The organism is Variovorax multivorans (assembly GCF_051216835.1).
In the GTDB taxonomy this organism is placed as follows: domain Bacteria; phylum Pseudomonadota; class Gammaproteobacteria; order Burkholderiales; family Burkholderiaceae_C; genus Variovorax.
In genome coordinates, this window is sequence record NZ_JBPJZL010000002.1 from 272,230 (window position 1) to 298,892 (window position 26,663).

30 protein-coding genes are annotated in these 26,663 nt (G+C 64.7%); 6 read left to right on the top strand and 24 right to left on the bottom strand.

What is annotated here, in order from left to right:
* The first annotated feature begins 20 nt into the window (after nucleotides 1–20).
* The 4 genes from ACSFCA_RS04860 (at nucleotide 21) to ACSFCA_RS04875 (ending at nucleotide 4,129) form a co-directional block, all read left to right on the top strand.
* Nucleotides 21–665, top strand: a complete 645-nt coding sequence (locus ACSFCA_RS04860; protein ID WP_435458808.1) for an LON peptidase substrate-binding domain-containing protein — start codon at nucleotides 21–23, stop codon at nucleotides 663–665.
* A 124-nt stretch (nucleotides 666–789) separates the two neighbouring features.
* Nucleotides 790–2,337 carry a lysine--tRNA ligase gene (gene lysS, locus ACSFCA_RS04865; protein ID WP_435458809.1) on the top strand — a complete coding sequence of 516 codons (1,548 nt, stop codon included), beginning with the start codon at nucleotides 790–792 and terminating at the stop codon, nucleotides 2,335–2,337.
* A complete protein-coding gene (locus ACSFCA_RS04870) occupies nucleotides 2,334–3,614 on the top strand; it encodes an Hsp70 family protein (RefSeq protein ID WP_435458810.1) in 1,281 nt (426 codons plus the stop codon). The genes lysS and ACSFCA_RS04870 overlap by 4 nt, the downstream gene beginning before the upstream one ends.
* Nucleotides 3,611–4,129, top strand: a complete 519-nt coding sequence (locus ACSFCA_RS04875; protein ID WP_435458811.1) for a M48 metallopeptidase family protein — start codon at nucleotides 3,611–3,613, stop codon at nucleotides 4,127–4,129. The genes ACSFCA_RS04870 and ACSFCA_RS04875 overlap by 4 nt, the downstream gene beginning before the upstream one ends.
* Here the strand turns inward: ACSFCA_RS04875 and ACSFCA_RS04880 are convergent, their stop codons facing one another.
* The 24 genes from ACSFCA_RS04880 to ACSFCA_RS04995 form a co-directional block, all read right to left on the bottom strand.
* Nucleotides 4,130–4,945 (bottom strand): galactosyltransferase-related protein, encoded by an 816-nt coding sequence (locus tag ACSFCA_RS04880; protein ID WP_435458812.1) that lies wholly within the window; start codon nucleotides 4,943–4,945, stop codon nucleotides 4,130–4,132.
* A gap of 13 nt (nucleotides 4,946–4,958) precedes the next feature.
* The gene (locus ACSFCA_RS04885) at nucleotides 4,959–5,633 is read right to left on the bottom strand and encodes a class I SAM-dependent methyltransferase (protein WP_354337301.1); all 675 of its coding nucleotides are present in this window, start codon (nucleotides 5,631–5,633) and stop codon (nucleotides 4,959–4,961) included.
* Nucleotides 5,634–5,758: 125 nt separating this feature from the next.
* Nucleotides 5,759–6,838 carry a beta-N-acetylhexosaminidase gene (gene nagZ / locus ACSFCA_RS04890; RefSeq protein ID WP_435458813.1) on the bottom strand — a complete coding sequence of 360 codons (1,080 nt, stop codon included), beginning with the start codon at nucleotides 6,836–6,838 and terminating at the stop codon, nucleotides 5,759–5,761.
* A complete protein-coding gene (gene acpS, locus ACSFCA_RS04895; RefSeq protein WP_258350699.1) occupies nucleotides 6,835–7,227 on the bottom strand; it encodes a holo-ACP synthase in 393 nt (130 codons plus the stop codon). The genes nagZ and acpS overlap by 4 nt, the downstream gene beginning before the upstream one ends.
* A 13-nt stretch (nucleotides 7,228–7,240) precedes the next feature.
* Entirely contained in the window at nucleotides 7,241–8,008 is a 768-nt protein-coding gene (locus ACSFCA_RS04900; RefSeq protein ID WP_258350700.1) for a pyridoxine 5'-phosphate synthase, read from the bottom strand.
* Nucleotides 8,005–8,778, bottom strand: a complete 774-nt coding sequence (recO, locus tag ACSFCA_RS04905; protein WP_435459054.1) for a DNA repair protein RecO — start codon at nucleotides 8,776–8,778, stop codon at nucleotides 8,005–8,007. The genes ACSFCA_RS04900 and recO overlap by 4 nt, the downstream gene beginning before the upstream one ends.
* A 1-nt stretch (nucleotide 8,779) precedes the next feature.
* Entirely contained in the window at nucleotides 8,780–9,745 is a 966-nt protein-coding gene (gene era, locus ACSFCA_RS04910) for a GTPase Era (protein WP_258350701.1), read from the bottom strand.
* 7 nt (nucleotides 9,746–9,752) lie between these two features.
* Nucleotides 9,753–10,439, bottom strand: coding sequence for a ribonuclease III (gene rnc / locus ACSFCA_RS04915; protein ID WP_258350702.1), 687 nt, complete (start codon nucleotides 10,437–10,439; stop codon nucleotides 9,753–9,755).
* A gap of 17 nt (nucleotides 10,440–10,456) precedes the next feature.
* Entirely contained in the window at nucleotides 10,457–10,825 is a 369-nt protein-coding gene (locus ACSFCA_RS04920) for a DUF4845 domain-containing protein (RefSeq protein ID WP_258350703.1), read from the bottom strand.
* 39 nt (nucleotides 10,826–10,864) lie between these two features.
* Nucleotides 10,865–11,836 carry a signal peptidase I gene (gene lepB / locus ACSFCA_RS04925; RefSeq protein ID WP_258350704.1) on the bottom strand — a complete coding sequence of 324 codons (972 nt, stop codon included), beginning with the start codon at nucleotides 11,834–11,836 and terminating at the stop codon, nucleotides 10,865–10,867.
* 8 nt (nucleotides 11,837–11,844) lie between these two features.
* On the bottom strand, nucleotides 11,845–13,656 hold the full coding sequence (gene lepA, locus ACSFCA_RS04930) for a translation elongation factor 4 (RefSeq protein ID WP_258350705.1): 1,812 nt from the start codon (nucleotides 13,654–13,656) through the stop codon (nucleotides 11,845–11,847).
* 522 nt (nucleotides 13,657–14,178) lie between these two features.
* Complete coding sequence (locus tag ACSFCA_RS04935; RefSeq protein WP_435458814.1) at nucleotides 14,179–15,660, bottom strand: DegQ family serine endoprotease; 1,482 nt, start codon at nucleotides 15,658–15,660, stop codon at nucleotides 14,179–14,181.
* 94 nt (nucleotides 15,661–15,754) lie between these two features.
* Nucleotides 15,755–16,840, bottom strand: coding sequence for a MucB/RseB C-terminal domain-containing protein (locus tag ACSFCA_RS04940; RefSeq protein WP_435458815.1), 1,086 nt, complete (start codon nucleotides 16,838–16,840; stop codon nucleotides 15,755–15,757).
* Nucleotides 16,841–16,865: 25 nt separating this feature from the next.
* Nucleotides 16,866–17,540, bottom strand: a complete 675-nt coding sequence (locus ACSFCA_RS04945; RefSeq protein ID WP_435458816.1) for a sigma-E factor negative regulatory protein — start codon at nucleotides 17,538–17,540, stop codon at nucleotides 16,866–16,868.
* Between the two features lie 17 nt (nucleotides 17,541–17,557).
* On the bottom strand, nucleotides 17,558–18,226 hold the full coding sequence (gene rpoE, locus ACSFCA_RS04950; RefSeq protein ID WP_435458817.1) for an RNA polymerase sigma factor RpoE: 669 nt from the start codon (nucleotides 18,224–18,226) through the stop codon (nucleotides 17,558–17,560).
* Between the two features lie 10 nt (nucleotides 18,227–18,236).
* Nucleotides 18,237–18,719, bottom strand: a complete 483-nt coding sequence (locus ACSFCA_RS04955; RefSeq protein ID WP_435458818.1) for a hypothetical protein — start codon at nucleotides 18,717–18,719, stop codon at nucleotides 18,237–18,239.
* A 13-nt stretch (nucleotides 18,720–18,732) separates the two neighbouring features.
* On the bottom strand, nucleotides 18,733–19,977 hold the full coding sequence (gene fabF / locus ACSFCA_RS04960; protein WP_093049422.1) for a beta-ketoacyl-ACP synthase II: 1,245 nt from the start codon (nucleotides 19,975–19,977) through the stop codon (nucleotides 18,733–18,735).
* A 102-nt stretch (nucleotides 19,978–20,079) separates the two neighbouring features.
* Nucleotides 20,080–20,319 carry an acyl carrier protein gene (gene acpP, locus ACSFCA_RS04965; protein WP_007830471.1) on the bottom strand — a complete coding sequence of 80 codons (240 nt, stop codon included), beginning with the start codon at nucleotides 20,317–20,319 and terminating at the stop codon, nucleotides 20,080–20,082.
* Nucleotides 20,320–20,418: 99 nt separating this feature from the next.
* Nucleotides 20,419–21,162 carry a 3-oxoacyl-ACP reductase FabG gene (gene fabG, locus ACSFCA_RS04970; RefSeq protein ID WP_435458819.1) on the bottom strand — a complete coding sequence of 248 codons (744 nt, stop codon included), beginning with the start codon at nucleotides 21,160–21,162 and terminating at the stop codon, nucleotides 20,419–20,421.
* 28 nt (nucleotides 21,163–21,190) lie between these two features.
* A complete protein-coding gene (gene fabD / locus ACSFCA_RS04975) occupies nucleotides 21,191–22,144 on the bottom strand; it encodes an ACP S-malonyltransferase (protein WP_258350712.1) in 954 nt (317 codons plus the stop codon).
* Nucleotides 22,145–22,199: 55 nt separating this feature from the next.
* A complete protein-coding gene (locus ACSFCA_RS04980) occupies nucleotides 22,200–23,180 on the bottom strand; it encodes a beta-ketoacyl-ACP synthase III (protein WP_258350713.1) in 981 nt (326 codons plus the stop codon).
* Nucleotides 23,180–24,277 (bottom strand): phosphate acyltransferase PlsX, encoded by a 1,098-nt coding sequence (gene plsX / locus ACSFCA_RS04985; protein WP_093049410.1) that lies wholly within the window; start codon nucleotides 24,275–24,277, stop codon nucleotides 23,180–23,182. The genes ACSFCA_RS04980 and plsX overlap by 1 nt, the downstream gene beginning before the upstream one ends.
* 61 nt (nucleotides 24,278–24,338) lie before the next feature.
* On the bottom strand, nucleotides 24,339–24,521 hold the full coding sequence (gene rpmF / locus ACSFCA_RS04990; protein WP_007830466.1) for a 50S ribosomal protein L32: 183 nt from the start codon (nucleotides 24,519–24,521) through the stop codon (nucleotides 24,339–24,341).
* A gap of 155 nt (nucleotides 24,522–24,676) precedes the next feature.
* Complete coding sequence (locus tag ACSFCA_RS04995) at nucleotides 24,677–25,234, bottom strand: YceD family protein (protein ID WP_435458820.1); 558 nt, start codon at nucleotides 25,232–25,234, stop codon at nucleotides 24,677–24,679.
* A gap of 82 nt (nucleotides 25,235–25,316) precedes the next feature.
* On the opposite strand from ACSFCA_RS04995, the gene ACSFCA_RS05000 reads away from it, so the two are divergent.
* Together ACSFCA_RS05000 and ACSFCA_RS05005 are read left to right on the top strand one after the other, a co-directional pair.
* On the top strand, nucleotides 25,317–25,898 hold the full coding sequence (locus ACSFCA_RS05000; protein ID WP_435458821.1) for a Maf family nucleotide pyrophosphatase: 582 nt from the start codon (nucleotides 25,317–25,319) through the stop codon (nucleotides 25,896–25,898).
* Nucleotides 25,895–26,662, top strand: a complete 768-nt coding sequence (locus tag ACSFCA_RS05005; protein WP_435458822.1) for an SAM-dependent methyltransferase — start codon at nucleotides 25,895–25,897, stop codon at nucleotides 26,660–26,662. The genes ACSFCA_RS05000 and ACSFCA_RS05005 overlap by 4 nt, the downstream gene beginning before the upstream one ends.
* Nucleotide 26,663: the final 1 nt, after the last annotated feature.

Genomic DNA, 26,663 nt, shown 5'->3' on the forward strand with positions numbered 1-26,663 from the left:
TAGCCACGCAAGGCTCTTCGATGACGACACAACCCTTTTTGCATTCACTGCCATTGTTCCCGCTCGGTACTGTCCTGTTTCCGGGTGGCCTTCTTCCACTGCGCATCTTCGAGGTTCGTTATCTCGACATGATCGGCAAGTGCCGCAAGGCCGATGCGCCCTTCGGTGTGGTGAGCCTCACCAGCGGCAGCGAAGTGCGCAAGGCTGGTGCCGACGCGGAAAGCTTTGCCGCCATCGGCACGCTGGCCATGATCCGCGAGTTCGAATCGCCGCAGAGCGGCCTGCTGCAGATCGAATGCGTGGGCACGCAACGCTTTCGGGTTCGCAGCAACGAGCTGCAGAAGCACGGCCTGTGGGTCGCCGAGGTCGAGGCCGTGAGCGACGACATCGCGCTCGAAATTCCCGACGACTTGCGGCATACCGCCGCCGCGCTGCAGCGCCTGATCGACACGCTGGAAGAGCGCCGCCGCGCGCAAGGCGAAGCGGTGCGGCTGCCGATCGGCGCACCTTACCAGCTCAACGATTGCGGCTGGGTGGCCAACCGCTGGTGCGAACTGGTGCCGATGCAACTCGAACTGCGCCAGCGCCTGATGGAGCTCGACAGTCCGCTGATGCGGCTCGAGCTGGTCAGCGATCTGCTCGCACGCACGGGCATCACTGAATAGGTCGCTACTTTTTTTGTAGCACATTGCACAGGATTGACGGGCGCTGGGCGCAGGTTTTATTCAAACCCGATGGGCTAAAATGCCAGCCCCGCGCACGCTCCCGGATGCGCGCCACCCGCCTCCCATGTCCGATCAAAAGACCCCCTCGCCTCCTCCGCCCCCCGTCGACGAAAACCAGCTCATCGCAGAACGCCGCGAAAAGCTCAAGCTGCTGCGCACGGCGCAGGCCGAGGGCAAAGGCGTTGCGTTCCCGAACGACTTCAAGCCTGGCCACCGTGCAGCGGCACTCGCCGAAGCGCATGACGCCACCGAGGCCGAAGCCCTCGAGGCGCAAGCCGTTTCCGTGAGTGTGGCCGGCCGGATGATGCTCAAGCGCGTGATGGGCAAGGCCAGCTTCGCCACGCTGCAAGACGCCACCAGCCGCATCCAGCTCTACGTGACGCGCGACGCGGTCGGCGAAGAAATCTACGCCGACTTCAAGCGCTGGGACCTGGGCGACATCGTCGGCGCCGAAGGCACGCTGATGAAGACCAAGACCGGCGAGCTCTCGGTCAAGGTAACCAAGCTTCGCCTGCTCACCAAGAGCCTGCGCCCGCTGCCCGACAAGTTCCACGGCATGGCCGACCAGGAGCAGAAGTACCGCCAACGCTACGTCGACCTGATCACCGACGAATCGGCGCGCGTGCGCTTCACCGCGCGCAGCAAGGCTGTAAGCGCCCTGCGCGAATTCATGGTGGCCAACGACTTCCTCGAAGTCGAGACGCCCATGCTGCACCCGATTCCGGGCGGCGCGAACGCCAAGCCCTTCAAGACGCATCACAACGCGCTCGACCAGGAGATGTTCCTGCGCATCGCGCCCGAGCTGTACCTCAAGCGCCTGATCGTCGGCGGCTTCGAGCGCGTGTTCGAAATCAACCGGAGCTACCGCAACGAGGGCATCTCGGTGCGGCACAACCCCGAGTTCACGATGATGGAGTTCTACGCAGCCTACTGGAACTACCGCGACCTGATGGACTTCACCGAGACGCTGATCCGCACCATCGCCGACAAGGCCGTGGGCACGCAGCAGCTCACCTACCAGGGCAAGCCGGTCGACCTGACCCAGCCCTTCGAGCGCCTGACGATCCGCGAAGCGATCCTGAAGTACACCGACGCCGAGGGCGTGGCCCAGGGCGTCGACGACGCCGCCTGGCTCATCAACGCCCTGCGCAAGATCGGCCTGAGCGAAGAGAAGGACAAGCTCTCGCAGCGCAGCCTCGCCAGCCTGCAGGTGATGTACTTCGAAGAAACCGTGGAAGAGAAGCTCTGGCAGCCGACCTTCATCATGGAGCACCCGACCGAGATCTCGCCGCTGGCGCGCGCCAACGACGAGCGCCCCGAGGTCACCGAGCGCTTCGAGCTGTACATCACCGGCCGCGAGTTCGGCAACGGCTTCAGCGAGCTGAACGACGCCGAAGACCAGGCTGCGCGCTTCAACGCGCAGGTGGCCGCCAAGGACAGCGGCGACGACGAAGCCATGTTCTACGACCACGACTTCGTGCGTGCACTCGAATACGGCATGCCACCCACCGGCGGCTGCGGCATCGGCATCGACCGGCTGATGATGCTGCTGACAGACTCGCCGAGCATTCGCGACGTGATCCTGTTCCCGGCGCTGCGCAGGGAATCTTGAGCGTGCTGTCACCGTCGTCGCTGCCGACGATCGGCATCGACTTCGGCACCTCCAATTCCGCCGTGGCCTGCCGGGTCGACGGCGAGGCCCGCCTGTTGCCCATCGAAGGCGCGGCCACCACCCTGCCCACCGCGATCTTCTTCAACGCCGAAGACCGCACGACCCACTTTGGCCGCGATGCCATCGGCCAGTACCTCTCGGGCACCGAAGGCCGCCTGATGCGCTCGCTGAAGAGCCTGCTCGGCAGCGCGCTGATGCAGGAGAAGACTGCCATCTACGACGGCCTCGTGAGCTTCGAGGACATCATCGCGCGCTTCCTGCGCGAACTGGCCATGCGCGCCAGCCGCGAGCTCGGCCGGATGCCCGAGCGCGTGGTGATCGGGCGGCCCGTGCATTTCGTGGACGACGATGCCAAGCGCGACGAACGTGCCGAGGAAAGCCTGCGCCACGCAGCGCGCGCGGCGGGGTTCCGCGAGATCGCCTTCCAGCTCGAACCGATCGCAGCCGCGTTCGACTACGAACAGCGCATCGCCAAGGAGTCGATCGTGCTCATCGTCGACATCGGCGGTGGCACTTCGGACTTTACCGTCGTGCGCGTCGGCCCCGAGCGTGCCGCGCGCGAGGACCGCAGCGACGACGTGCTGGCCACCAGCGGCGTGCACATCGGCGGTACCGACTTCGACCAGCGCCTGAACCTCGAGCGCGTGATGCCGCAATTCGGCTTTCGCCACCACGGGCCACAGGGGCGCGAGGTGCCGAGCAAGGTGTTCTTCGAGCTTTCGTCCTGGCACCTGATCAACTGGCTCTACGCCGCCAAGGCGGTACGCCAGGCGAAAGACCTGCGCACGAGCTACAGCGACACGCGACTGCACGACCGGCTCATGACCGTGCTCGAAGAGCGGCACGGGCACCGCATCGCGAGTGCGGTGGAAGCCGCCAAGATCGATGCCTCGGTGACCGATGCAGCGACGGCCATCGACCTTTCCTGCGCCGAGCGCGGGCTGGAGGCCTCGCTCACGCCGGACGACATGGCACAGCAGCTGGCCGGACCACTCGAGAACGTGATTGCGTGCGCCCACGCCTGCGTCAAGCGCGCGGGCTTGCGCAGCGGCGACCTCGACGCGATCTACCTCACCGGCGGCTCTTCAGCGCTGCGACCGTTCCAGCACGCCCTGCGCAAGAGCTTTGCGGGCGTGAACCTGGTCGAAGGCGACCTGTTCGGCGGCGTGGCCACGGGGCTGGCCTGCGCGGCGCGCACGGAGCGCCGTCGCGCATGAAATACCTGGCGGGCTATCCGGCGCCCCTGCTGGACCAGGTCCGCCAGCTGATCGCCGAAGACAAGCTCGCCGCGCTGCTCGGCAAGCGCTACCCCGACGGGGCGCACAACGTGCAGACCGACCGCGCGCTTTATGAGTACGTGAGCGAGCTCAAGAGCGAGTTCATGCGCAAGGCCGAACCGCTGTCGAAGGTGATGTTCGACAACAAGCTGCACGTGATCCGCAACGCGCTGGGCACGCACACCACGGTGTCGCGCGTGCAGGGCGGCAAGCTCAAGGCCAAGCGGGAGATTCGGGTGGCGAGCCTGTTCAAGGGCGTGCCGCTGGCCTGGTTGCGGATGATCGTCGTGCACGAGCTGGCGCACATGAAGGAGCGGGAGCACGACAAGGCCTTCTATGCGTTGTGCACGCACATGGAGCCGGACTACCAGCAGCTTGAATTCGACCTGCGGCTGTATCTGACGCACCTGGACATGAACGGCCGTCGGCTCTGGGACGCCAGCGCCCGGCCCTGATCAGTCGGACGCGAAGAACGCGGACAACTCGCGCGCCAGCACCTCGACCTCTTCCTGGGACATGGTCTCGATGGCATGCGACGCACGCAGGTTCTCGGTGCCATGAAGGCTCTCGATCAATTCATTGCGCGAGCCCGAGTCGTGGTGCAAGTGGAAAAGGGGCACGTGCATCGAGTGCCAACGCAGACCCAGCCGCCCTGCCCTGCGCAGCAGTTCGTCGTCCTCGCCGCCCCATCCTTCCAGGCGTGCGTTGTACCCGCCGACACGGATGTACTCGCTGCGCTTGAACAGCACGATGCCCCCATTGGCATTCGAGTACAGCACGCCGGCATCCGGAGGCAGTTGCTCCACGTTGATCGACGCGAATCGGGCGTAGTCGGGCAACTGCATGAAATTGCGCTTGAGTTCACCCGTCACGTTGATGACGCTCCAGTAGGGGCACAGCACCTCGCTGCTGTCCCGGTCCAGCAGCACATCGACACAGCCACGCAGCGTTGAAGGCTGGGCAATGGAATCGGCGTCGTGGAAGCAGATCACAGGGCTGCGGGCCAGCCGGACGCCCGTGTTGTAGAGCATCGATTTGGGAAACGGCCCGTCGTGATGGATGAAGACATGCCGGATCTTCGGATCGCGCAGCCGCTGCCAGTCGAAGCGCGGCGCCGTTGCCGCCTCCATCAACCACAGCCGGTAGTCGGTATAGGTGTAGGCCAGATGCGCCAGCACGGCATAGAGGTTCTCGCGCCGCTCTTCGGTCGCCTCCCTGTACGAAACGATGATGTCTATATCGCGAAGGGAGATCTTGTCGGTTGCCGTCATGAAACAACGTCCGTCAGAAGGGGCGGTACAGCACGACGTTGTGTTCGTCGGCCGGCTCCTTGTAGCGCGTGTCGTGAATCGTCAGGTTGACGGCCTGCTTCTTGTCGCTGGAATGGTCGTTGAAAATTCCCGCTCCATTGACCGCACTCACTACCTCCGCCAGACCGGGCCCAGCCCAGTTGTCGTGCCCCCTGAGCAGATAGAAGTGCATCACGCCGCACTGCTGGTGCGCCCAGTAGTCGTGCCAGCCAAATGAATCCGGACGCCACAACGAGTTGTGGCCTTCGAAGAAGATGGGACGGCTCATCGGCATGCATTCCGGCGTGGAAATGATGAGATAGCGGGAGCGGTAGTTGAGAAATTCCAGCAGGTCGCGGCCTTGCGAGTGGAGCATGTGCTCGATGACATCGCCCAGGATCACCACGTCGTAGAGATCGCCGCTGCGTTCATAGAGCTTGTCAGCCGTGATCGGAAGAATCTGGTGGTAGCCGACCTCGCGCAGTTGAGGAAATGCCACTTCGTCGCACTCCAGCGCGGTCAGCTCGCATTCGGGCACGACGTTCTTGAGCAAGGCGCCATATTTGCCGCCCCCGGCACCGATGTCCAGGATGCGCTTGGGATTGATCGTCTTGACGACGTGCTGAGTCAAGCTGTCGAAAGTCAGCCAGGATTCGCCGATGTGCGCCATGAGAAATGCCCCCCGAAACTGCCTGATTCAGAACATTTGACTCTATAGGACGGCGCGGCCGACTTATCTAGCGTATTTGCCAGCTTGTTCACAAATGCGCCAATTCCGGATCGACTGAACAGCCTTCAAACGTCCACCGTCCGCCTTGCATCGCGGTACCCGCGCGAAGTGACGAGCGTCGGCCAATCGGGTGCGGCGCCCTGCGGCAGCAGCGCCTGGCGGCGCGCCTCGCTGCTCGCGTCCGGCTGCCATCGGCCCGCGCGCGCGGCAGCCTCGAAGCCCTCGAGGAAGTCGTCGAGCAGACGCCCCTCGCCGATGCTCTGGTTGCACAGCAGCGCCATGTCGCAACCGGCGTCGAGCGCGGCCAGCGCCGCATCGGTAAAGCTGAGCAGCCGGCCATCGATGTAGCGGCCCGCCTCCATGCTCAGGTCGTCGCTGAACACCGCCCCGCCGAAGGCAAAGCGCTGCCGCAGGATCGCCTTGAGCCATTTCGACGAAAACCCTGCCGGCCGCTTGTCGACCTTCGGATAGATCACGTGCGCCGGCATCACCGCGCCGAGCGTGCCTGAGAGCCAGTCGTAGGGCCGCGCATCGTCATCCAGGATGGTCTTGAGGCCGCGCTTGTCCACCGGGATCTCGACATGCGAATCGGCCTGCACGAAGCCATGCCCCGGAAAATGTTTGCCGCAGTTGCGCATGCCCATCTGCAGCATGCCGTGCATCACGCTCTTGGCCAGCAGCGCCACCACGCGCGGATCGCGATGAAAGCTGCGGCTGCCGATCACGCTGCTGCCGCCGTAGTCCAGGTCGAGCACCGGCGCAAAGCTGAAGTCGACGCCACAGGCGCGCAGCTCGCCCGCCAGCACCTGCCCGACCGCGGTCGCGGCCTGGGTGGCGCGCATGGCATCGCGCATCCACAGCTCGCCGAGCACGCGCATCGATGGCAGGTGCGTGAAGCCGTCGGTACGAAAGCGCTGCACGCGGCCGCCCTCGTGGTCGACGCAGATCAGCAGGTCGGGGCGGATCGCCTTGATCTCGGCATTGAGCGCGGTCATCTGCGCGCGGTCTTGCCAGTTGCGGGCGAAATGGATCACACCGCCGACCAGCGGATTGGCGAGGCGGCGGCGGTCGGCGTTGTTGAGCTCGGTGGCCGCCACATCGATGATCAGCGGCGCATGGGGGCGAGCAGCGGGCCCGGCAGTCATAGCTTCTCCACCACCACGAAGCTCGCGGCGTATTCGGTTTCGTCGGTCACGGTCACGTGGGCGGTGAGGCCCTGCGCCTCGAACCAGTCCTTCAGGCCGCCATGCAGCACGATGACAGGCTTGCCGCTGCGCAGGTTGGCGATCTCGCACAGGCGCCAGCTCATCGGCATGCGCATGCCCAGCCCGATGGCCTTGCTGAAGGCCTCCTTGGCGGAGAAGCGGGTCGCCAGATAACTCAGGCCTCGCTTGGGCCAGCGCTCGCTGCGGGCTTTCCAGACCGCGAATTCGCCATCGCTCAGCACCTTGCGGGCAAAGCGTTCGCCCTGGCGCTCGAAGGTCGCGGCGATGCGACGCAGGTCGCAGATGTCGGTGCCGATGCCGTAGATCATGCGGCGCGGGCGTTCATTGCGCCTCGTTGATGCAGCGCAGGTAGTCGCGCGTGGCGGCCGTATAGCCGAGCTCCAGCGCGTCGGCCACGAAGGCATGGCCGATCGAGACCTCCTGCACACCGGGCACTGCGCGCAGGAAAGCCGTCAGGTTGTCGCGGCTCAGGTCGTGGCCGGCGTTGATGCCCAGGCCTGCGGCATGGGCCGCGCGCGCCGTATCGGCATAGCGCTGGAGCACGGCCTGCTCGTCGGGCGTTCCGCGCGATGCGGCATAGCCTTCGGTGTAGAGCTCGACGCGATCGGCGCCCACGGCCTTGACCGCAGCCATCATTTCGGGAATCGGGTCCATGAACAGGCTGACGCGCACGCCCAGCGCCTTGGCTTCGGCGATCAGGGGGCGCAGGCGCTCGGCGTCGTCGGGGAAGGTCCAGCCGTGGTCGCTGGTCGACTGGGTTTCGCTGTCGGGCACGAAGGTGGCCTGATGCGGCTTCAGCGTGCGCACGAAGTCCATCAGGTTCTGGAAGGGGTTGCCCTCGATGTTGAATTCGATCGCGGGCCAGTCTTTGGCAAGCAGCGCCGACAAGTCGCTCACGTCGTGTGCGCGAATGTGGCGGGCATCGGGCCGCGGGTGCACGGTGATGCCATGCGCACCGGCTGCCAGGCAGGCCTGCGCGGCTTTCACCACGCTCGGAATGCCCAGGTGTCGCGTGTTGCGGACCAGGGCGACCTTGTTGAGGTTGACGGACAGCGAGGTGGCAGTGCCGGTGGTGCCTGAAGTGCTCATAGTGCTTGCAGATCTCTCATCATTTGCCGCGTGCGCAGCGTGGACACGCCGCAATGGTAGTTGAGCAAGGTGCGCAACTGGTTTCGCAGGGCACTGTTGCTGCCGGCGTTCATGGTGGCAATTTCACGCAACGTGGCGGTAAAAGGGGCGCGGTCGTCGAGAACTGCCTGCAGAGCCTGCCAGTCGGCACCGTTCAGTGCGGCCTCGTCGTCGGCGGCTTGGCGCAGGCCGGCTTCCGGCATGAGGCTGTAGCGCTGCTCGGCGGCAAGCGGCTCCAGTGTGAGAGTCTGCACATCGAGCGACGGCAGCAGGCCGACTTCGCGCAGCAGCAGCAGTTCGAAAGCACGCAGCGCAGCAGCCTGGGTCGCGGCCTGCGCGCCGACGTGGTCGCCTGCCAGCACCTGCACGATCCCGGCGTAGGCGTCGAACAGCGCTTCGTGGGCATCGTCGCGCGCCAGCAGGCGCAGCAGCAGCTCGTTGACGTAGTAGCCCGACAGCAGCGCCTCGCCGGTCGGCATCACATGGCCGCCCATCCATTCGGCGCCCTTGAGCGTGCGGATCTCGGCGTCGCCGCCGTAGTTGAGCTGCAGGGGCTGCAGCGGCAGCAGCACCGGCCGGAAGTTGGAACTCGGCCGCTTCGCCCCCTTGGCCACGAGCGCGATGCGCCCGTGGTGGCGGGTGAAGACTTCGAGAATCAGGCTCGACTCGCTCCAGTCGTAGCGATGGAGAACGTAAGCCGGTTCGTGCGAAACGCGGTGGGCAGCGGCCACTTCATTCGTAGCCGAACGAACGGACACGGGCTTCGTCGTCGGCCCAGCCCGAGCGCACCTTCACCCACAGTTCGAGAAACACCTTGGCGTCGGCCAGCTTCTCGAGCTCGACGCGGGTTTCCATGCCGATGCGCTTGATGCGCTCGCCCTTGTCGCCGATCACCATGGCCTTGTGGCCATCGCGTTCGACCACGATGGTGGCGGCAATGCGCAGCAGGCGCTTCTGGCCCTTTTTCTGGGGCGGCTCTTCCTCGAACTTGTCGATGATGACGGTCGAGGTGTAGGGCAGCTCGTCGCCGGTGAGGCGGAACAGCTTCTCGCGCACGAGCTCGCCGGCGAGGAATTTTTCGCTGCGGTCGGTCAGCTCGTCCTCGTCGTAGAACCAGGGCTGCTCGGGCAGGTACTTCTCGCAGATGCCGAACAGGCGCTCGACGTCCTTGGCATTCTTCGCCGACATCGGCACGAACTCGGCGAAGCTGTGCTTCTCCTGCATGGTCTTCAGCCAGGGCGCGATGTCGCCGCGGCGGTGCACGTTGTCGAGCTTGTTGGCCAGCAACACGGTCGGGATGCCCTTGCCGAGCAGCTTGAGCACACGCTCGTCGGCCGGCGTGAAGCTGCCGGCCTCGACCACGAAAAGAATCAGGTCCACGTCGCCGACCGCGCCCTGCACCGTTTTGTTGAGCGACTTGTTCAGCGCGTTGGCGTGCAGGGTCTGGAAGCCCGGCGTGTCGACGAACACGAACTGCGTGGCGCCCAGCGTGCGCATGCCGGTGATGCGGTGGCGCGTGGTCTGTGCCTTGCGCGAAGTGATGCTGATCTTCTGGCCGACCAGCGCATTGAGCAGCGTCGACTTGCCTACATTGGGCTTGCCGACGATAGCGATGAGGCCGCAGTGTTGAGGTCCAGCGGCAGGCGCATCGCCTGCAGTGTCTTCGGGTCCCGCTACGGGATTGATAGCATCGTTCATTCTGATTTCACGCGGCGCCGCGTGCCTTGAGCCGGATCAACATGGCGGCCGCGGCCGCCTGCTCGCCGGCGCGGCGCGAGCCGCCGATGCCGCGTTCGCGAAGCCCCAACTCGGGCACCTCGCACTCGACATCGAAAGTCTGCTTGTGCGCTGCGCCCAGTGTGGCGGCCACGCGATACACCGGCAGCTTCATTTTGTGACCCTGCAGCCATTCCTGCAATTCGGTCTTCGGATCTTTGGCTGCGGCTTCCATGCGCGGATTGATTTCGACCGCCTCGTAGAGCCGGTGCACCAACGACTGCGCGGCAGCAAAGCCGGCATCGAGATAGACGGCGCCGATCAACGCTTCGAGCGCATCGGCCAGGATCGACGGCCGGTTGGGCCCGCCCGAGCGCGCCTCGCCTTCGCCGAGACGCAGCAGCGGCGATAGCGCCAGCCCTACCGCCAGGCGGTGTAGGGTGTCCTGCTTGACCAGGTTCGCCCGCACGCGCGACAGGTCGCCTTCAGGCAGGGCCGACAGGCGCATGTAGAGCAGGTGCGAAACCGCCAGGTTCAGCACCGAGTCGCCGAGAAACTCGAGGCGCTCGTTGTGGTCGGCCGAGAAGCTGCGGTGCGTGAGCGCGAGCTGGAGCAGCCGCGGATCGGAGAAGGTGTGCTGGAGGCGCGCCTGCAGCGCGGCAAGGCTGCCCTCCACCTTTTTGGGCGCCGTGTTCAGCGGGATTCGCCCTTGTACTTGAGCGTCAGGTAGGCCGGGCCGAACAGGGGAATCTCGCGCTCGTATGAATACGACACGACCACCTTGTCGCCGACCTTCTTGATGTCGAGATCCTTGCCGCTGACCGACTTGAAGTCGTCGATGGCCTGGGCGCGATCGAAGATGGCGCGCACTTCAGGCACGGTCGCGCCTTCCTTGGCCTTGTTGGCGGCCTTGTCGATGGCCTGCCATTCGATCAGCGTCGGGATGACCTGCGCGACGACCACGCCCAGACACCCGAGCACGACCGCGACGAACACCAAGCCGATGAACGAAATGCCGCGTTGTTGCGCAGCCCTGCTGCGAACGAACCGATGTGTTCTCATGCCCTCATACCCCTCGAACTGAACTATTCAGATGAATGCTTATTGAAACGGACCGATGCGACCCAGATCGCCGAAGTTCATCCAGACAAAGAACGCTCTGCCCACGATGTTCTTGTCCGGCACGAAGCCCCAGAAACGCGAGTCCGCCGAATTATCGCGGTTGTCGCCCATCATGAAATAGTTGCCGGCCGGCACCTTGCAGACCACGCCCTCGACCGAGTAGCGGCAGTTTTCGATACCCGGGAAATTGAAGCCACTGGCACCGGGAATGTAGGACGGTGTGGTTTCGTCGTTGAGGATCTTGTGCTGCTTGCTGCCGAGGTTCTCGGTGTACTGCTTGAGCAGGCGCATCGATTCGCCGTCGAGGTAGTCGGCATCCGCCTCCTTGGACACCGGCTGGCCGTTGATCGTGAGCTTCTTGTTCAGGTAGGCCACCTCATCACCCGGGACGCCGACCACGCGCTTGATGTAGTCCATGCTCGGCTTGGGCGGGTAGCGGAACACCACCACGTCGCCGCGCGCCAGCGGCGTACCGTCGGTGATCTTGGTGTTGATCACGGGCAGGCGCAGACCGTAGGTGAACTTGTTGACCAGGATCAGGTCGCCGGTCAGCAGCGTGGGCATCATCGAGCCCGACGGGATCTTGAAGGGCTCGTAGAGGAACGAGCGCAGCAGAAACACCACCAGGATCACCGGGAACAGGCCAGCGGTCCAGTCGAGCCACCAGGGCTGCATCAGCAGCCGTTCGCTCGCCTTTGCGTCGGCCGTGTCGACCTGCTTGATACCCTGCCCGGCCAGGCGCGCATTGCGCTCGGTCAGCGAGGCTTCCAGCTTGGCGGCGGCCTGTTCGCGCCGGGGCAGGAAATAGAAGCGCTCGGCCAGCCAGTAAAGGCCGGTGACCACCGTCGCCAGGAACAGCAGCAAGGCAAAGTTGCCTTCGATCGCGTTGAAGTACCAGGCGCCGACATAGGCGGCGAAGGCCGCGAGGACCAGGGTGGTGATGAATGCCATTTTTTTGATCAGTCTTCGACTTGCAGAATGGCGAGGAAGGCCTCTTGCGGGACCTCGACGGAGCCGATCTGCTTCATTCTTTTCTTGCCCGCCTTCTGCTTCTCGAGCAGCTTCTTCTTGCGGGTGATGTCGCCGCCATAGCACTTGGCCAGCACGTTCTTGCGAAGCGCCTTGATTGTCTCACGCGCAATGATGGTGACGCCGATAGCCGCCTGGATCGCTACGTCGTACATCTGGCGCGAAATGATCTCGCGCATCTTCGACACCACCGCCCGGCCGCGGTACTGCGACTGGCTGCGGTGCACGATGATCGACAGCGCATCGACCTTGTCGCCGTTCAGCAGGATGTCGACCTTCACCACGTCGGACGCGCGGTACTCCTTGAACTCGTAGTCCATCGAAGCGTAGCCCCGGCTCACCGATTTCAGCTTGTCGAAGAAGTCGAGCACGATCTCGCCGAGCGGCATCTCGTAGGTCAGCATGACCTGGCGGCCGTGGTAGGCCATGTTCATCTGCACGCCGCGCTTCTGGTTCGCCAACGTCATGACGGAGCCGACGTATTCCTGCGGCATGTAGAGATGGACGGTCACGATCGGCTCGCGGATCTCCGCCATCCTGCCGACGTCGGGCATCTTGGATGGGTTCTCGACCATGATCACTTCGCCGTCGTTCTTGACCACCTGGTAGACCACGCTCGGCGCGGTCGTGATCAGGTCCTGGTCGAACTCGCGCTCCAGGCGCTCCTGCACGATTTCCATGTGCAGCAGGCCGAGGAAGCCGCAGCGGAAGCCGAAGCCGAGCGCCTGGCTCACCTCGGGCTCGTAGCGCAGCGACGAATCGTTGAGCTTGAGCTTTTCGAGCGCGTCGCGCAGCGAGTCGTACTCGCTCGCCTCGGTGGGATACAGGCCCGCGAACACCTGCGGCTGGATTTCCTTGAAGCCGGGCAGCGCCTCGGTCGCCGTTGCCGCAGCGCCGCCGGTGCCGGGCTTGATCAGCGTGACCGTGTCGCCGACCTTTGCAGCCTGCAGTTCCTTGATGCCCGCGATGATGTAGCCCACCTCGCCCGCTTCGAGCGAATTGCGGGGTTCGTTGGCGGGCGTGAAGACACCGACGCTGTCGGCGTTGTACATCGCACCCGACGCCATCATCTTGATGCGTTCGCCCTTTGCGAGCCGGCCGTCGACCACGCGCACCAGCATGACGACGCCGACGTACGGGTCGAACCAGCTGTCGACGATCATCGCGCGCAGCGGGCCGTCGGGATTGCCGCGCGGCGCGGGCATCCTGGCAACGATGGCTTCAAGAATGTCGTCGATGCCCACGCCGGTCTTTGCCGAGCACGGGATCGCATTGGTCGCGTCGATGCCGATCACGTCTTCGATTTCGGTGCGTGCGTTGTCGAGATCCGCGTTGGGCAGATCGATCTTGTTGAGCACGGGCACCACTTCGACACCGAGGTCGAGCGCGGTGTAGCAGTTGGCCACTGTCTGAGCTTCGACACCCTGCGATGCATCGACGACGAGCAGTGCGCCTTCGCATGCCGACAGCGAGCGGCTCACTTCATACGAGAAGTCGACGTGGCCCGGCGTGTCGATCAGATTGAGGTTGTAGACCTGCCCATCGAGTGCCTTGTAGTGCAGCGCAGCGGTCTGCGCCTTGATGGTTATCCCACGCTCTTTTTCGATGTCCATCGAGTCGAGCACCTGCGCTTCCATCTCGCGGTCTGCGAGGCCGCCGCAACGCTGGATCAAACGGTCTGCGAGCGTCGACTTGCCATGGTCGATGTGCGCAATGATCGAAAAATTTCTGATGTGATTCATCAACGGGAACGCTTAAGTACTTGAATTGGCTCGTGCGCAGAGTGCGACAGGCAAGAAAAAAGGGCGCGTCTTCTGGAGACGCGCCCTGAACCAACAAGCAATGGCAACTGCAGTAGTTGGAACTTCATTGTAGGCAAAAAGGGAAGCGCGTACATCCGGGAACGGGGTCCAAAGGGGTCGTTGCAGGTCCACAACATGAAAGATATGAACAGGTTATCAACAGGATCGGTGGAGCAGTCACTGAACAACTTGTGGGCGATCTGTGGAGCACCGGTGGACTGCTGTCTGACATCTCGCATGGTGAAGGTCAGGGCACTCCTTATGCGCCGACCGACCGCCGAGAGCACCCTATTCTACCGAAATCCGTCCTTAGCCTGTTTAAAAGTTAGTGAACACAAACAAATATCGGCATTTCCGAGCCCTCAGATTTTTTTAGGGGCCGGCGCCTGAACGTCGTAAACACCTCAAAAAAACGGCCCCAAACCCGACTGCCGGGTGGGGCCACTTGACGCCAGCGCCAGATCAGCGTGCGGGACGAATCAGGGCGTACTGCGCCCAATCGCCACGACGGAACAGCACGCTGAGCGCCTTGCTCTTGTCGGCCTTGCCGATGGCGGACTCGAATTCACGCGCGTTCGACACCTCGACATTGCCCACCGACAGGATGATGTCGCCCTCGCGCAGGCCTGCACGGGCTGCGGCGTCATTGGCGGCATCGACCTTCACGCCGCCCTTCAGCTTGAGCTCTTTCTTCTGCGCGTCGGTGAGATCGCTCACAGCCAGACCGAGCGACTTGGCGGCGGCGGATGCCGGCGGCTTCGGCGCCGGTTCGTCGCGGTCGCCCGCGCGCTTGCCTGGCTTGTCTGGCTCGATCTCGGCAATGGTCACGCTGAGGTCGCGCGAAGCGCCGCGGCGGAACACGGTGAGCGTGCTCTTGGTGCCCGGCTTGGTGTTGCCCACCAGGCGCGGCAGGTCGCTCGGCTTCTCGATCGGCTTGCCGTCGAACTTGGTGATGACGTCGCCCGGCTCGACACCAGCCTTTTCGCCCGGCGAGCCGGCTTCGACACCGCGCACCAGCGCGCCCTGTGCCTTGCCCAGGCCGATGGCCTCGGCCACGTCCTTGGTGACCTGGTCGATCTGCACGCCAATGCGGCCGCGCGAGACGCGGCCCGAGGTGCGCAACTGATCGCTCACGCGAATCGCCTCGTCGATCGGAATCGAGAACGAGATGCCCATGAAGCCGCCCGAGCGCGAGTAGATCTGGCTGTTGATGCCGACCACTTCACCGCGCATGTTGATCAGCGGGCCGCCCGAGTTGCCGGGATTGATGGCCACGTCGGTCTGGATGAACGGCAGGTATTCGCCCGTGTCGCGCTGCTTGGCGCTCACGATGCCGGCAGTAACGGTGTTCTCGAGGCCGAATGGCGAGCCGATGGCCATCACCCATTCGCCGACGCGCAGCTTGGAAATGTCGCCAACCTTCACCGCTGGCAAGCCGGTGGCTTCGATCTTGACGACCGCGACGTCGGTGCGCTTGTCCGCGCCGACGATCTTGGCCTTGAACTCGCGCTTGTCCGGCAGCGTGACCAGCACTTCAGAGGCGTCTTCGACCACGTGCGCATTGGTCATCACGTAGCCGTCGGCCGTCAGGATGAAGCCGGATCCGACGCCACGCGGACGCTCTTCTTCCTGCGGCTGCTGCGGGCGCTTCGGGGTCGGGCCCTGACGCGGTTGGCCAGGCAAAGGCTGGCCGAAGAAACGGCGGAAGAACTCCTGCATCTCCTCGTCCATCTCACCGTTGCCGCCGCGCTGGGCGACCTTCTCGACGGTGCGGATGTTGACGACGGAAGGGCCGACCTGGTCGACCAGATCGGTGAAATCGGGCAGCGTGCGCGTTTGCGCGTGGACCGGCTCGACCGGAAGGAATGTGGCGCCTGCTGTCAGTGCAAGCGCGCAAGCCAGCAGACCGGAACGAAACTTGTGTCCCTCGACTTTGAAGATCATCGGTTTTCTTTCAAAAGAACAGAGCGGCTGAAAACAAGTGCTATGAGTTTGCGCTGTGTGCTTGGTTCAGCGCAATTCGCGCTTATTTAGCCTGTCAGCGCGTGCGCGCGAGGCTTTGGGCGAATGCATTGAGCGTCTGCTGCGGCACCTCGCCGACTGCGGTCAGCCACCAGTCGCTGGCCGGCTCGGGCAGGCGCCGGCGAATGGCGTTGGTCGCTCCGATGGTCAGCACACCGTCGCGGGGCGCGCGCGCAGCGTCGTAGCGCTCGATGAAAAGCGACACCGAGGCAAGGCCATCGGAGAAGGTCCACTGGACCGTGGCCGCGTCCTGCTTCGACTTGCCGCTGCTGTCGCCATCACCGCCCGCTGTCGGGCGACGGAAGAAGCTTCGGGGCTTAAATCCGGCCACGGGCGTGCGCAGCGTCCAACCTTCGTCCTGCGCGTTGCTGCGCTCGAGCTCCAGTTTCTCGATGCGATAGCCGGAGGTGTTGGACATCATCTGCGAGAGCGCCTGCGCCTTCACCGGCGCGTCGAGCTGCAGCTCGGAGAACGCCGATTGCTCCACCACGCGGGAGTCGCTATCGATGGTCTGCAGCTTCACCACCAGGCCCGAGCGGCGCTCGCTCCAGATGCGATAGCCGAAGCGCAGCGCGTCGTGCGGCACCAGTTGCACCACGTCGGCGTCGAAGCCGGCCACGCGGTCCTTGCCGATCGCGCGCACGTCGTAGAAATCACCGATCGACGAATCGGGCTTGTCCGGCAGGTTCGGGAAGAGATCGAGGTTCTCGCGCTTCTCGACCTTCACCACCTTCGCCTCCGGCAGGAAGGTCATGACATTGCGGTTGCGCCGGAAAGTCGAGCGCGGCGGCCCCGAGAGAGCTTCGATGCGTTCGATCTGATGCTCGCCGTCGCGCACATGCCAGATGCGTGCGCTCGACAGGTCGCCGCCCGGCGCCGACACCACGAAGGTGCCCACGTAATTGCGCTGCCGGGCGCCCGCATGCATACGCTGCAGCCACTCGGTCACGCTCATTGCCGGCGGCTCGTCCGTCTGCGCAGTTGCCGCGCTCCTTGTATTCGCAGCGCCCGAGCGGGTCTGCGCGGTGGCAGTCTGCGCAAGGCAAAAAGCGGCAAACACAAGCACGAAAGCGCGTGCGGAGATCGGCATCGGAACGGTCATTACGGGCAGCTAGGGGTGCGCGCGCTCAGCGCGTCGGGCCCTCGAAAGTGGCATTGCGCAGGAAACCGGAAGGCATTTGCGAAGCGCCGCCGGCTTGCTGATGCGCTTCAAGCAGTTGATCGAGCCGCGGGTCGCGCAGCATGACCTGCGGATTGCCGTTGCCCACGATCACGCGGGTGGGGGTCAGCGTGTTGCTCGTGGGTTGCGGGCTGTTGACCGCAGCCGCCGCCAAAACCGAATTGACCGCCGGCTGCTGTTGCTGCTGGACCGAAGCCAACTGCGCGCCGCCCTGCGGCACCGCTGTGCCGTTGCCGACCAAGGTCCAGCTGATAGCTGCCACAGCCATCAGCGACGCGGCACCGGCCACCAGTTTCCAGCGGAATACAGGCTCGTTGGCCGCTTCCGCCCTGCGCTGCACGGGCAGTGCCACCGGTGCGGCGACCGGCGCCGGCATGGGGGCGACCATCACAGGCTCCGCCGCCAACCGTTGCTGGAAGCGCGCCAGGAATGCCGAGGTGTCGCTGCACGGCGAATGAGAGCCCGAACGCAGCACATCGCCCACCACGTGGTAGGCCTGCCAAGCCGCGCGCGATTCGCCTTCGGCGCAGACAGCTTCGATCGCCTGCGCGAACGCCTCGCCCTGCAAATGACCATCCGCAAGTGCGGACACCTGTTCCCGAACCGTCATCGTCTGATTCATTTCATTCACCTGCTTACTTACCAACGCTTGCCGGACTGGTTGTCCAGCAGCGGTTTGACCCTCGCCGAAATGGCCTCGCGCGCCCGGAAAATACGCGAACGCACCGTGCCGATAGGGCAATCCATGACCTCGGCAATCTCTTCGTAACTCATGCCCTCGATTTCGCGCAGCGTGACCGCCTGGCGCAACTCGGCAGGGAGTGCTTCCATGGCCGCCTCGACGGCACTGGCGATTTCATTCGCCGCCATGACCGATTCGGGGGTTTCGTCGGTGGTTGGTTCGTTTCCGGGACGGTAAGTTTCATCGTCGTCCTCAGAAGAAGGCCTGAGAGCGGCCTCGGAGACAGTCGGATCACGCTTCATGTCCACCAGCGCCTTCTTGGCGGTGTTGACGGCGATCCGGTAGAGCCAGGTGTAGAACTGCGCCTCACCGCGGAACTGGTGCAGCGCGCGGTACGCGCGAATGAAGGTTTCCTGCGCAATGTCCTCGACCAGGTCGACATCGCGCACCATCCGCCCGATGAGGCGCTCGATGCGGCGTTGGTACTTGATGACCAGCAGTTCGAACGCCTTCTGGTCGCCCGCGACGGTGCGCTGGACCAGTTGGAAATCGACCTCGCCCGGACGCGCCACGGCGGGCGCATCGGTCAGGCCGGAATCCGGCGGCACAGGCGGAGAAGTGGTCATCGACGGAGGATCAGGGCGCGTCGGCGGGAGCCGTCGCGCGCCATGGGTCGCCCGCAGGTGCTGCGGACGGGGCGCGCGAATATACCGCACGGCGCACGTCGCGCCAGCGCTCAGGCATGGCCCGCTGCTCGATCCAGACCCAGCGGCGGGCGCGGCCCGGCTCGCTGAGCCGTACCAGCATCAGCGACTGGAAATCGAGCGCCACGAACGCCCTGGCAGCATGCACGGCCCGAGAGGCATGGCCTCCCGTCAACGACCAGTAGAGGCCGTCGAAATGCAGAACGCCCGCGCCATCGCGTCGCAAGCCGAAGCCCGCGGCGACACCCGCAAACACGACACTGAGAACCAACAGCAGCTGGCGCCATCCGGCGCTATCGAAGAGATAGCAGGATGCGCCCGCGCAGCAAGCGCCCAGGGCCCAGAGGACAACGAGAATCCGGGTTGCACCACGCGAGCGCCCCACCGGATAGGTCACCGACGGTGCGCTGTGCATGAAAGAGCAGTGCTCAAGCGCGCTTGAACACCAGCGTGCCGTTGGTGCCGCCGAAGCCGAAGTTGTTCTTGACCGCGACATCGATCTTCAGATCGCGCGCCTCGTTGGCGCAGTAGTCGAGATCGCACTCCGGATCCTGGTTGAAGATGTTGATGGTCGGCGGGCTCTTCTGCTCGTGCAGCGCCAGCACCGTGAACACCGATTCGATGCCGCCCGCGCCGCCCAGCAGGTGGCCGGTCATGGACTTGGTCGAATTGACGACGAGCTTCTTCGCGTGATCGCCGAATGCCAGCTTGACCGCATTGGTTTCGTTGACGTCGCCAATCTGTGTCGAGGTGCCGTGCGCGTTGAGGTACTGCACCTGGTCGGCGTTGACGCCCGCATTGGCCAGCGCCATGGCCATCGAGCGGCGCGGGCCGTCGACGTCGGGCGCGGTCATGTGATACGCGTCGCCCGTCAGGCCAAAGCCCGCGACTTCCGCGTAGATCTTGGCGCCACGTGCCTTGGCATGTTCGTACTCTTCGAGCACCAGCACGCCGGCCCCCTCGCCCAGCACGAAGCCGTCGCGGTCCTTGTCCCACGGACGCGAGGCCGTGGCGGGATCGTCGTTGCGGGTGCTGAGCGCGCGAGGCGCGGTGAAGCCGCCGATGCCGAGCGGAGAAATGGTCGACTCCGCGCCGCCCGCGATCATCACGTCGGCATCGCCGTACTCGATCATTCGTGCAGACGTGCCGATGGCATGCAGGCCGGTGGTGCAGGCGGTCACGACCGCGATGTTCGGGCCCTTGAAGCCGTACTTGATCGAGACGTGGCCCGAGATCATGTTGATGATCGATGCCGGCACGAAGAACGGCGACACGCGGCGCGGGCCGCGGCTCATCAGTTCGCCGTGCGTCTCCTCGATCATCGGCAGACCGCCGATGCCAGAGCCGATGTTGCATCCGATGCGCACGGCCTTTTCATAAGACAGCGCTTCGCCAGTTGGCAGTCCGCTGTCCTGCACCGCCTGGATGGCGGCGGCGAGCCCCAGATGAATGAAGCGGTCCATGTGACGCGCTTCTTTCTCCGAGATGTATTGGGTGATGTCGAAACCCTTGACCTCACCGGCGAACTTGCAGGCGAAGGCGCTTGCATCGAACGCGGTGATGTTCGCAATACCCGACTTCCCGGCCAACAGGTTGGCCCAGGATTCGGTTGCGGTGTTTCCGACAGGAGCGATGCAACCGAGTCCGGTCACGACGACGCGGCGTTTGGTCATGCCGGCAAACCTTTCTGGAAGCGCTGAACAGTTGCCTGTCGGCGCGTGCGGTTTTTAAAGGAAAAGCCGCCGGCCGCAGTTGCAGTGTTGTCAGCTGGCCAATCAGGCCTTTTGATTCTTGGTGGCGTAGTCGACGGCGTTTTGCACCGTGGTGATCTTCTCGGCATCTTCGTCGGGAATTTCGATGCCGAATTCGTCTTCGAGTGCCATCACGAGTTCGACCGTGTCGAGCGAGTCAGCGCCGAGGTCGGCCACGAAAGCCTTTTCGTTCGTCACTTGGGACTCTTCCACGCCGAGCTGCTCGGCGATGATTTTCTTGACACGTGCTTCGATATCGCTCATTTGGTTCCCTCTGAGGGTTGTAGGTAATCGGTGGATTTTAGCCGGGCGCATTGTGGCATTTGCCGCGCGTCCGGTACGGGAAAAACTTGCGCCTTGCGGCTACATGTGCATGCCGCCGTTGACGTGCAGCTCTTGCCCCGTGACGTAGGACGCCTGGGGCGATGCGAGGTAAGCCACCGCGTGCGCGATGTCGGCCGGCTTGCCCAAGTGGCCCAACGGGATCTGCTGGAGCAGCGCCTGTTGCTGGGCTTCGGGGAGGCTGGCCGTCATGTCGGTTTCGATGAAACCGGGTGCGACGCAGTTGACGGTAATGTTGCGGCTGCCCAGTTCGCGGGCCAGTGCTCGGGTCATGCCCGCAACGCCCGCCTTGGCAGCGGCGTAGTTGGCCTGGCCGGCATTGCCGGAAGCGCCGACCACGCTGGTGATGCTGATGATGCGGCCGTAGCGCTGCTTCATCATCGGGCGGATCACGGCGCGCGAGAGGGAGAAGACGGCCTTGAGGTTGGTGTCGAGCACTGCGTCCCAGTCGCTGTCCTTCATGCGCATGGCGAGCGTGTCGCGCGTGATGCCGGCGTTGTTCACCAGCACGTGGATGGCGCCGTAGGCCTGCACGATCTCGTCGATCAGGGCCTCGACGGCGGCGCCGTCGTTCACGTCGAGCGCACGGCCGCGGCCGCCGTAGGCGCTCAGGGCCGAAGTGATCTTGGCCGCGCCATCGTCGGTGGTGCCGGTGCCCACGATCTTGAGGCCGCGCTGCGCCAGCTCCAGCGCGATCGCCGCGCCGATGCCGCGCGTTGCGCCGGTGACCAGGGCGACTTGCCCTTCAAATTTGGGAATGCTCATAAGAAAAAGTGTCGGAGCCTTGCGCCGGTCAGCCGGCGAGCGATTGTCGGGTGTCCGCGAGCGTGGCCGGGTCGTACACCGACGCGGCTTCCAGATCGGGGGCGATGCGCTTCACCATGCCGGCCAGCACCTTGCCGGGACCGCACTCGATGATGGCGGCTACACCGCGCAGTTTCAAGGCCTGCACGCTCTCGACCCAGCGCACCGGGCCGGCGGCCTGGCGCACCAGGGCGTCGCGGATGCGGTCGGCATCGGTCTCGATGGCGACGTCGATATTGTTCAGCACCGGAATTTGCGGCGCGGCCAGCGTGATGGAAGCCAGCTTCTCGCGCAGCGCTTCCGCGGCAGGTTTCATGAGGCTCGAATGGAACGGCGCCGAGACCGGCAGCAGCAGCGCGCGCTTGGCGCCGCTGGCCTTGAGCAGCTCGCAGGCCTTGTCGACCGCGGCCTTGCTGCCTGCGATCACGGTCTGCATGGGGTCGTTGAAATTCACCGCCTCGACGATTTCCGCGCTGCCGGCGCCAAAGCTCGCAGTGGCTTCCGCACAGCCTGCAACCACCTTGCCCGACTCCATGCCGAGCACCGCGGCCATCGCACCGACACCGACGGGCACCGCCTGTTGCATCGCTTGCGCACGGAAACGCACGAGCGGCGCGGCCTGCGCGAGCGTCAGCACGCCCGAAGCCACCAGCGCCGAATACTCGCCGAGCGAATGGCCAGCCACGACGGAAGGCGCGGCGCCACCCTCGGCCAACCAAGCGCGCCATGCGGCAACACCGGCCACCAGCATCACAGGCTGAGTGTTGGTGGTGAGCGCCAGCTCTTCCTTGGGGCCGTTCTTGATCAGCGCGCCGACGTCTTCGCCGAGCGCCTCGGAAGCTTCGCGCAGCGTTTCGGCCACGGCCGGGTGATCGCCCCAGGCGTCGAGCATGCCGACCGCCTGCGAGCCCTGACCCGGAAAGACAAAAGCAAAGGATTTCATTGTTGTATGCGCCATCTCGCATTGCAGTCACCCTCTTCCAGGGCGCCGCAACGCACTACAGATTCAATAGCACCGCGCCCCAGGTGAAGCCGCCGCCCACGCCTTCGAGCATGAGCGTTTCGCCTTTCTTCACCTTGCCGGAGCGCACGGCCTCGTCGAGCGCCAGGGGAATCGAGGCGGCGGAAGTGTTGCCGTGCTCGTTCACCGTGACGACCAGCTTCTCGCGCGGAAGCTTCAGCTTCTTCGCCGTGCCTTCCATGATGCGGATGTTGGCCTGATGTGGAATGAGCCAGTCGATGTCGGTGTCGACCTTGCCGGCCTTCGCCAGCGTGGCGCGCGCCGCCTCTTCGAGCACGCGAACCGCGAGCTTGAAGACAGCTTGGCCGTCCATGTGCAGCAGCGGCGTGCCCAGCACATTGCCGCCTGAAACGTGACCTGGCACGCAAAGAATGCCGACGTGCTTGCCATCCGCATGCAGATCGCTGGCCAGAATGCCCGGCTCTTCGCTGGCTTCGAGCACCACCGCGCCCGCGCCGTCGCCGAACAGCACGCAGGTGGTGCGGTCGTTGAAGTCGAGGATGCGAGAGAAAACTTCGGCGCCCACCACCAGCGCGCAACGCGCTGTGCCTGTGCGGATCATCGCGTCGGCGACGGTCAGCGCGTAGACGAAACCGCTGCAAACCGCCTGGACGTCGAACGCCGGACAGCCGGCAATGCCGAGTTTATTCTGGAGAATTGCAGCCGACGACGGAAACACCATGTCGGGCGTCGAGGTCGCGACGATGATCAGGTCGATGTCGCTGGCCTTACGGCCGGCAGCCTCCAGGGCGTGCCGGGCCGCTTCAAGACCAAGGTCGCTGCTCGTGACATCCGGCGCAGCGAAATGCCGCGCGTGGATACCGGTGCGCTCGACGATCCACTGGTCGGAGGTTTCGATGCCTCGCGTCGCCAGATCCTTGGCGAGATCGTCATTGGTCACGCGGCGTGGGGGCAGATAGCTGCCGGTGCCGGTAATGCGTGAATAAGAAGGGGTCATCAAACGTGAAGGGCCGTCGCGTCGACCGGCGCCGCCGGTTCCTGTCGCGCTAGCAAAGGCGCGGCGTGGGCGATGCGGGCCCGCACGCGATCGAGCAGGTTGTTGCGAGCGGCATCATAAGCGCGATCCAGCGCATGGCCGAAAGCCACTTCGTCAGCCGAGCCATGGCTCTTGAAAACCAGGCCGCGTAGCCCCAGCAAGGCTGCGCCATTGTACCGACGGTGATCCAGGCGACTTTTGAACGCTTTTAGAACCGGGTAAGCAACAATTGCTGCCACCTTGGTAAAAATGCTCCGGGAAAATTCGACGCGAATGAATTCGCCGATCATCGAAGCCACGCCTTCGCTGGCCTTCAACGCCACATTTCCGACGAAGCCGTCACAGACGACGATGTCGGTCGTGCCCTTGAAGATATCGTTGCCTTCCACGTTTCCGTAGAAATTCAGATCCTTGGAGTTGGCAGCCGTACGCAGCAGTTGGCTCGCTTTTTTGATCGTTTCGCTGCCCTTGATGGCTTCTTCGCCAATATTGAGCAGGCCAACCGAAGGCGCCTCGTTGCCGGTCAGCGCCGACACCAGGGCCGAGCCGAGCACAGCGAACTGGAGCAGGTCTTCAGCGTCGCAGTCGACGTTTGCACCCAAATCGAGCACGGTCGTCGCCCCGCCCTTGGCATTGGGAAGCTGCGGCGCGATCGCGGGGCGGTCGATGCCTTCAAGCGTCTTGAGCAGGTAGCGCGCGATCGCCATGAGGGCACCAGTGTTGCCGGCAGAGATGGCCGCCTGGGCGGCGCCGTCCTTGACCTGCTGGATCGCGACGCGCATCGAAGAGTCTTTCTTCTTGCGCAGGGCGATTTCAACCGGGTCATCCATGCCCACCACTTCGCTTGCAGCGACGATACGGGCACGCGGATGCGCGGCAAACCCCGCCAGTGCGGCCGGCGCGCCGACCAGCAATAACGAGGCTTCGCTGTGCCGCTCGAGAAACGCGCGGCAGGCCGCGAGCGTGACGCGCGGCCCATGATCGCCTCCCATGCAATCCACGGCGAGCGTGATTGCAGAGGGCGCAGCGGTGATTTCGGGGGAAGAAGGCGTAGCCATCAAAACAAAGGCCCGACGCTACAGCAAAAGTAGCTTCGGGCCTTGGCCTTGGAATGCGAGATCAGGCTTCGGACTTGTTCTTGAGCACCTGACGGCCACGGTAGAAACCGTTCGGGCTGATGTGGTGGCGCAGGTGCGTTTCGCCGGTGGTCGGTTCCACGGCGATGCCGGGCACGACCAGCGCATTGTGGGAACGGTGCATGCCGCGCTTGGAAGGCGACTTCTTGTTTTGCTGGACGGCCATGATGGCTCCTGGACTGTTAGGTGAGTGATTGGATGCGGGCTCAAGCGGTGGCAATACAAAAAATTTAACGGCATGTATGGAATGCCTTTATCTGTACTGCTGCTCACGGCGGCGCGCGCGAAGCCCATGATTATAGCCCAGCCTGAGGGAAAGGGCTACTTTCCCTCTTCTGGCTTGCGCGAACGCAACGCGCCGAGCACTGCGAAGGGGTTCGGCTTGGCCTCTTCGGCAGCCTTGAAGTCCTCGTCGCTGGACGAAAGCTGCACCGGCGTGGGGCAGATATCGTGGACGGGCATGACAGGGATTTCCATCAGCAGTTCGTCCTCGATCAGCGCATGCAGGTCGAAATCCCGGCTTATGACGAGCAGGTCTTCCTCGGATTCCTCGTCTTCCGCCTCGGCAGTGGCCTCATCTGCCACAAAGCGGAACCAGCGATCCACGGAAAGCAGCGTGTCGACCGGCGACAGGCAACGCTGACAAACCAATGGCACGGTGGCTTCAGCCTCCAGGTGCAGCCAGGGCGCGGCCTTGCCATCCGCACCGGGGCGCTCTTCCCCGTGGGCCTCCCATCGGACCACCGCATCAGGCGCCGGAGCCGCCAGTTCGGCGACCAGGCGTACATATTTCGGAACCGGATCGGCGGCTTCCAGGGTGGCGGCAGCGGCGGTAAAGCCGGGCACATTGAGCCGTTCGGGGGCAAATTCTCTCTTCATCTGCGCCAGTCTAGCGCGCCGGCCATTTCACCGGCTTGGGGCATACCTGAGAGTTCTGGGCGGCTCACGCACAATCGTCCCCATGCAACGCACTGTGATCCTCGCCTCGACCTCGCGCTACCGCCGCGAATTGCTTACCCGCCTGCGCCTGCCCTTCGATGTGCACTCGCCGGAAGTCGACGAAACGCCCCAGCCCGGCGAAACGCCGCACGACCTGGCCGTGCGCCTCGCGCTGGAAAAGGCCAACGCCGTGGCCGCCCGCTTCCCAGAGGCCGTCGTCATCGGCTCGGACCAGGTGGCCGACCTGGCCGGCGAGGCGCTGGGCAAGCCCGGCGACCATGCCCGCGCCACCGCCCAGCTGCGCCGCATGCGCGGCCAGACGCTGATCTTCCAGACGGCCGTGGCCGTCGTCTGCAAGGCCACCGGCTTCGTCCAGCGCGACATCGCGCCCGTGCGCGTGGTGTTCCGCGACCTCAGCGACGCCGCCATCGAGCACTATCTGCAGGCCGAGCAACCCTACGACTGCGCCGGCAGCGCCAAGAGCGAAGGCCTCGGCATCGCGCTGCTGAGCGCCATCGACAGCGACGACCCGACCGCACTGGTCGGCCTGCCGCTGATCCGTACCTGCCGGATGCTGCGCGCCGCTGGAGTCGATCTGCTGTGACACAACAAAAAGGCAAGCTCTACCTCATCCCCGCGCCGCTCGACTTCGGCTGCGACGTGCAAGCCCCGCTGCAAGACGCCCTGCCGCTGGGCACCCTGCAGACAGCCGCCGGCATCACCCATTGGATCTGCGAAAACGCGAAGTCCGCGCGCGCCTACCTGAAACGCATCGACGAAGTGGCGCCACTGGCCGCTCCGATGCAGGCGCAGAACATCCAGGAACTGCCGCGCGAAGTGCACAAGAAAGGCGATCACGCAGGCCAGTTCGACGCCCGCCCCCTGCTGGCCGCCGCGCTCGAAGGCCACGACATCGGACTGCTGAGCGAGGCAGGCATGCCAGCGGTGGCCGACCCGGGCTCCTCGGTGGCGCGCGCCGCGCACGACCTGGGCCTTACCGTGGTGCCACTGACCGGCCCGGTCTCGCTGCTGCTCGCGCTGGCCGCGAGCGGGCTCAATGGCCAGAACTTCGCCTTCGTCGGCTATCTGCCTCAGGACGCCGGCGAGCGCCAGACCCGCATCCGCGAGCTCGAAGCGCTCGCGCTCAAGTCGGGCCAGACGCAGCTGTTCATCGAGACGCCTTATCGCAACGCCGCGCTGCTACAGGCCCTCGTGCAGACCCTGCAACACAACACCCGGCTCGCCGTGGCGCGCGGCCTGACGCTCGCCACGGCCCACGTGCGCAGCGAGACGGTCAAATCCTGGCGCGCCAAGCCCCAAGCCACGACAGACGAACGCCTGCCCGCTGTGTTCGCGATCGGCCGCTGAC

Bases quoted from the DNA above. Each gene is read 5' to 3' on its own strand.
- ACSFCA_RS04860 (WP_435458808.1), top strand. From the start codon at position 21: ATGACGACACAACCCTTTTTGCATTCACTGCCATTGTTCCCGCTCGGT.
- lysS (WP_435458809.1), top strand. From the start codon at position 790: ATGTCCGATCAAAAGACCCCCTCGCCTCCTCCGCCCCCCGTCGACGAA.
- ACSFCA_RS04875 (WP_435458811.1), top strand. From the start codon at position 3,611: ATGAAATACCTGGCGGGCTATCCGGCGCCCCTGCTGGACCAGGTCCGC.
- ACSFCA_RS04880 (WP_435458812.1), bottom strand. From the start codon at position 4,945: ATGACGGCAACCGACAAGATCTCCCTTCGCGATATAGACATCATCGTT.
- ACSFCA_RS04885 (WP_354337301.1), bottom strand. From the start codon at position 5,633: ATGGCGCACATCGGCGAATCCTGGCTGACTTTCGACAGCTTGACTCAG.
- nagZ (WP_435458813.1), bottom strand. From the start codon at position 6,838: ATGACTGCCGGGCCCGCTGCTCGCCCCCATGCGCCGCTGATCATCGAT.
- acpS (WP_258350699.1), bottom strand. From the start codon at position 7,227: ATGATCTACGGCATCGGCACCGACATCTGCGACCTGCGTCGCATCGCC.
- ACSFCA_RS04900 (WP_258350700.1), bottom strand. From the start codon at position 8,008: ATGAGCACTTCAGGCACCACCGGCACTGCCACCTCGCTGTCCGTCAAC.
- era (WP_258350701.1), bottom strand. From the start codon at position 9,745: ATGAACGATGCTATCAATCCCGTAGCGGGACCCGAAGACACTGCAGGC.
- ACSFCA_RS04920 (WP_258350703.1), bottom strand. From the start codon at position 10,825: ATGAGAACACATCGGTTCGTTCGCAGCAGGGCTGCGCAACAACGCGGC.
- lepB (WP_258350704.1), bottom strand. From the start codon at position 11,836: ATGGCATTCATCACCACCCTGGTCCTCGCGGCCTTCGCCGCCTATGTC.
- lepA (WP_258350705.1), bottom strand. From the start codon at position 13,656: ATGAATCACATCAGAAATTTTTCGATCATTGCGCACATCGACCATGGC.
- ACSFCA_RS04935 (WP_435458814.1), bottom strand. From the start codon at position 15,660: ATGATCTTCAAAGTCGAGGGACACAAGTTTCGTTCCGGTCTGCTGGCT.
- ACSFCA_RS04940 (WP_435458815.1), bottom strand. From the start codon at position 16,840: ATGACCGTTCCGATGCCGATCTCCGCACGCGCTTTCGTGCTTGTGTTT.
- ACSFCA_RS04945 (WP_435458816.1), bottom strand. From the start codon at position 17,540: ATGAATCAGACGATGACGGTTCGGGAACAGGTGTCCGCACTTGCGGAT.
- rpoE (WP_435458817.1), bottom strand. From the start codon at position 18,226: ATGACCACTTCTCCGCCTGTGCCGCCGGATTCCGGCCTGACCGATGCG.
- ACSFCA_RS04955 (WP_435458818.1), bottom strand. From the start codon at position 18,719: ATGCACAGCGCACCGTCGGTGACCTATCCGGTGGGGCGCTCGCGTGGT.
- fabF (WP_093049422.1), bottom strand. From the start codon at position 19,977: ATGACCAAACGCCGCGTCGTCGTGACCGGACTCGGTTGCATCGCTCCT.
- acpP (WP_007830471.1), bottom strand. From the start codon at position 20,319: ATGAGCGATATCGAAGCACGTGTCAAGAAAATCATCGCCGAGCAGCTC.
- fabG (WP_435458819.1), bottom strand. From the start codon at position 21,162: ATGAGCATTCCCAAATTTGAAGGGCAAGTCGCCCTGGTCACCGGCGCA.
- fabD (WP_258350712.1), bottom strand. From the start codon at position 22,144: ATGAAATCCTTTGCTTTTGTCTTTCCGGGTCAGGGCTCGCAGGCGGTC.
- ACSFCA_RS04980 (WP_258350713.1), bottom strand. From the start codon at position 23,180: ATGACCCCTTCTTATTCACGCATTACCGGCACCGGCAGCTATCTGCCC.
- plsX (WP_093049410.1), bottom strand. From the start codon at position 24,277: ATGGCTACGCCTTCTTCCCCCGAAATCACCGCTGCGCCCTCTGCAATC.
- rpmF (WP_007830466.1), bottom strand. From the start codon at position 24,521: ATGGCCGTCCAGCAAAACAAGAAGTCGCCTTCCAAGCGCGGCATGCAC.
- ACSFCA_RS04995 (WP_435458820.1), bottom strand. From the start codon at position 25,234: ATGAAGAGAGAATTTGCCCCCGAACGGCTCAATGTGCCCGGCTTTACC.
- ACSFCA_RS05000 (WP_435458821.1), top strand. From the start codon at position 25,317: ATGCAACGCACTGTGATCCTCGCCTCGACCTCGCGCTACCGCCGCGAA.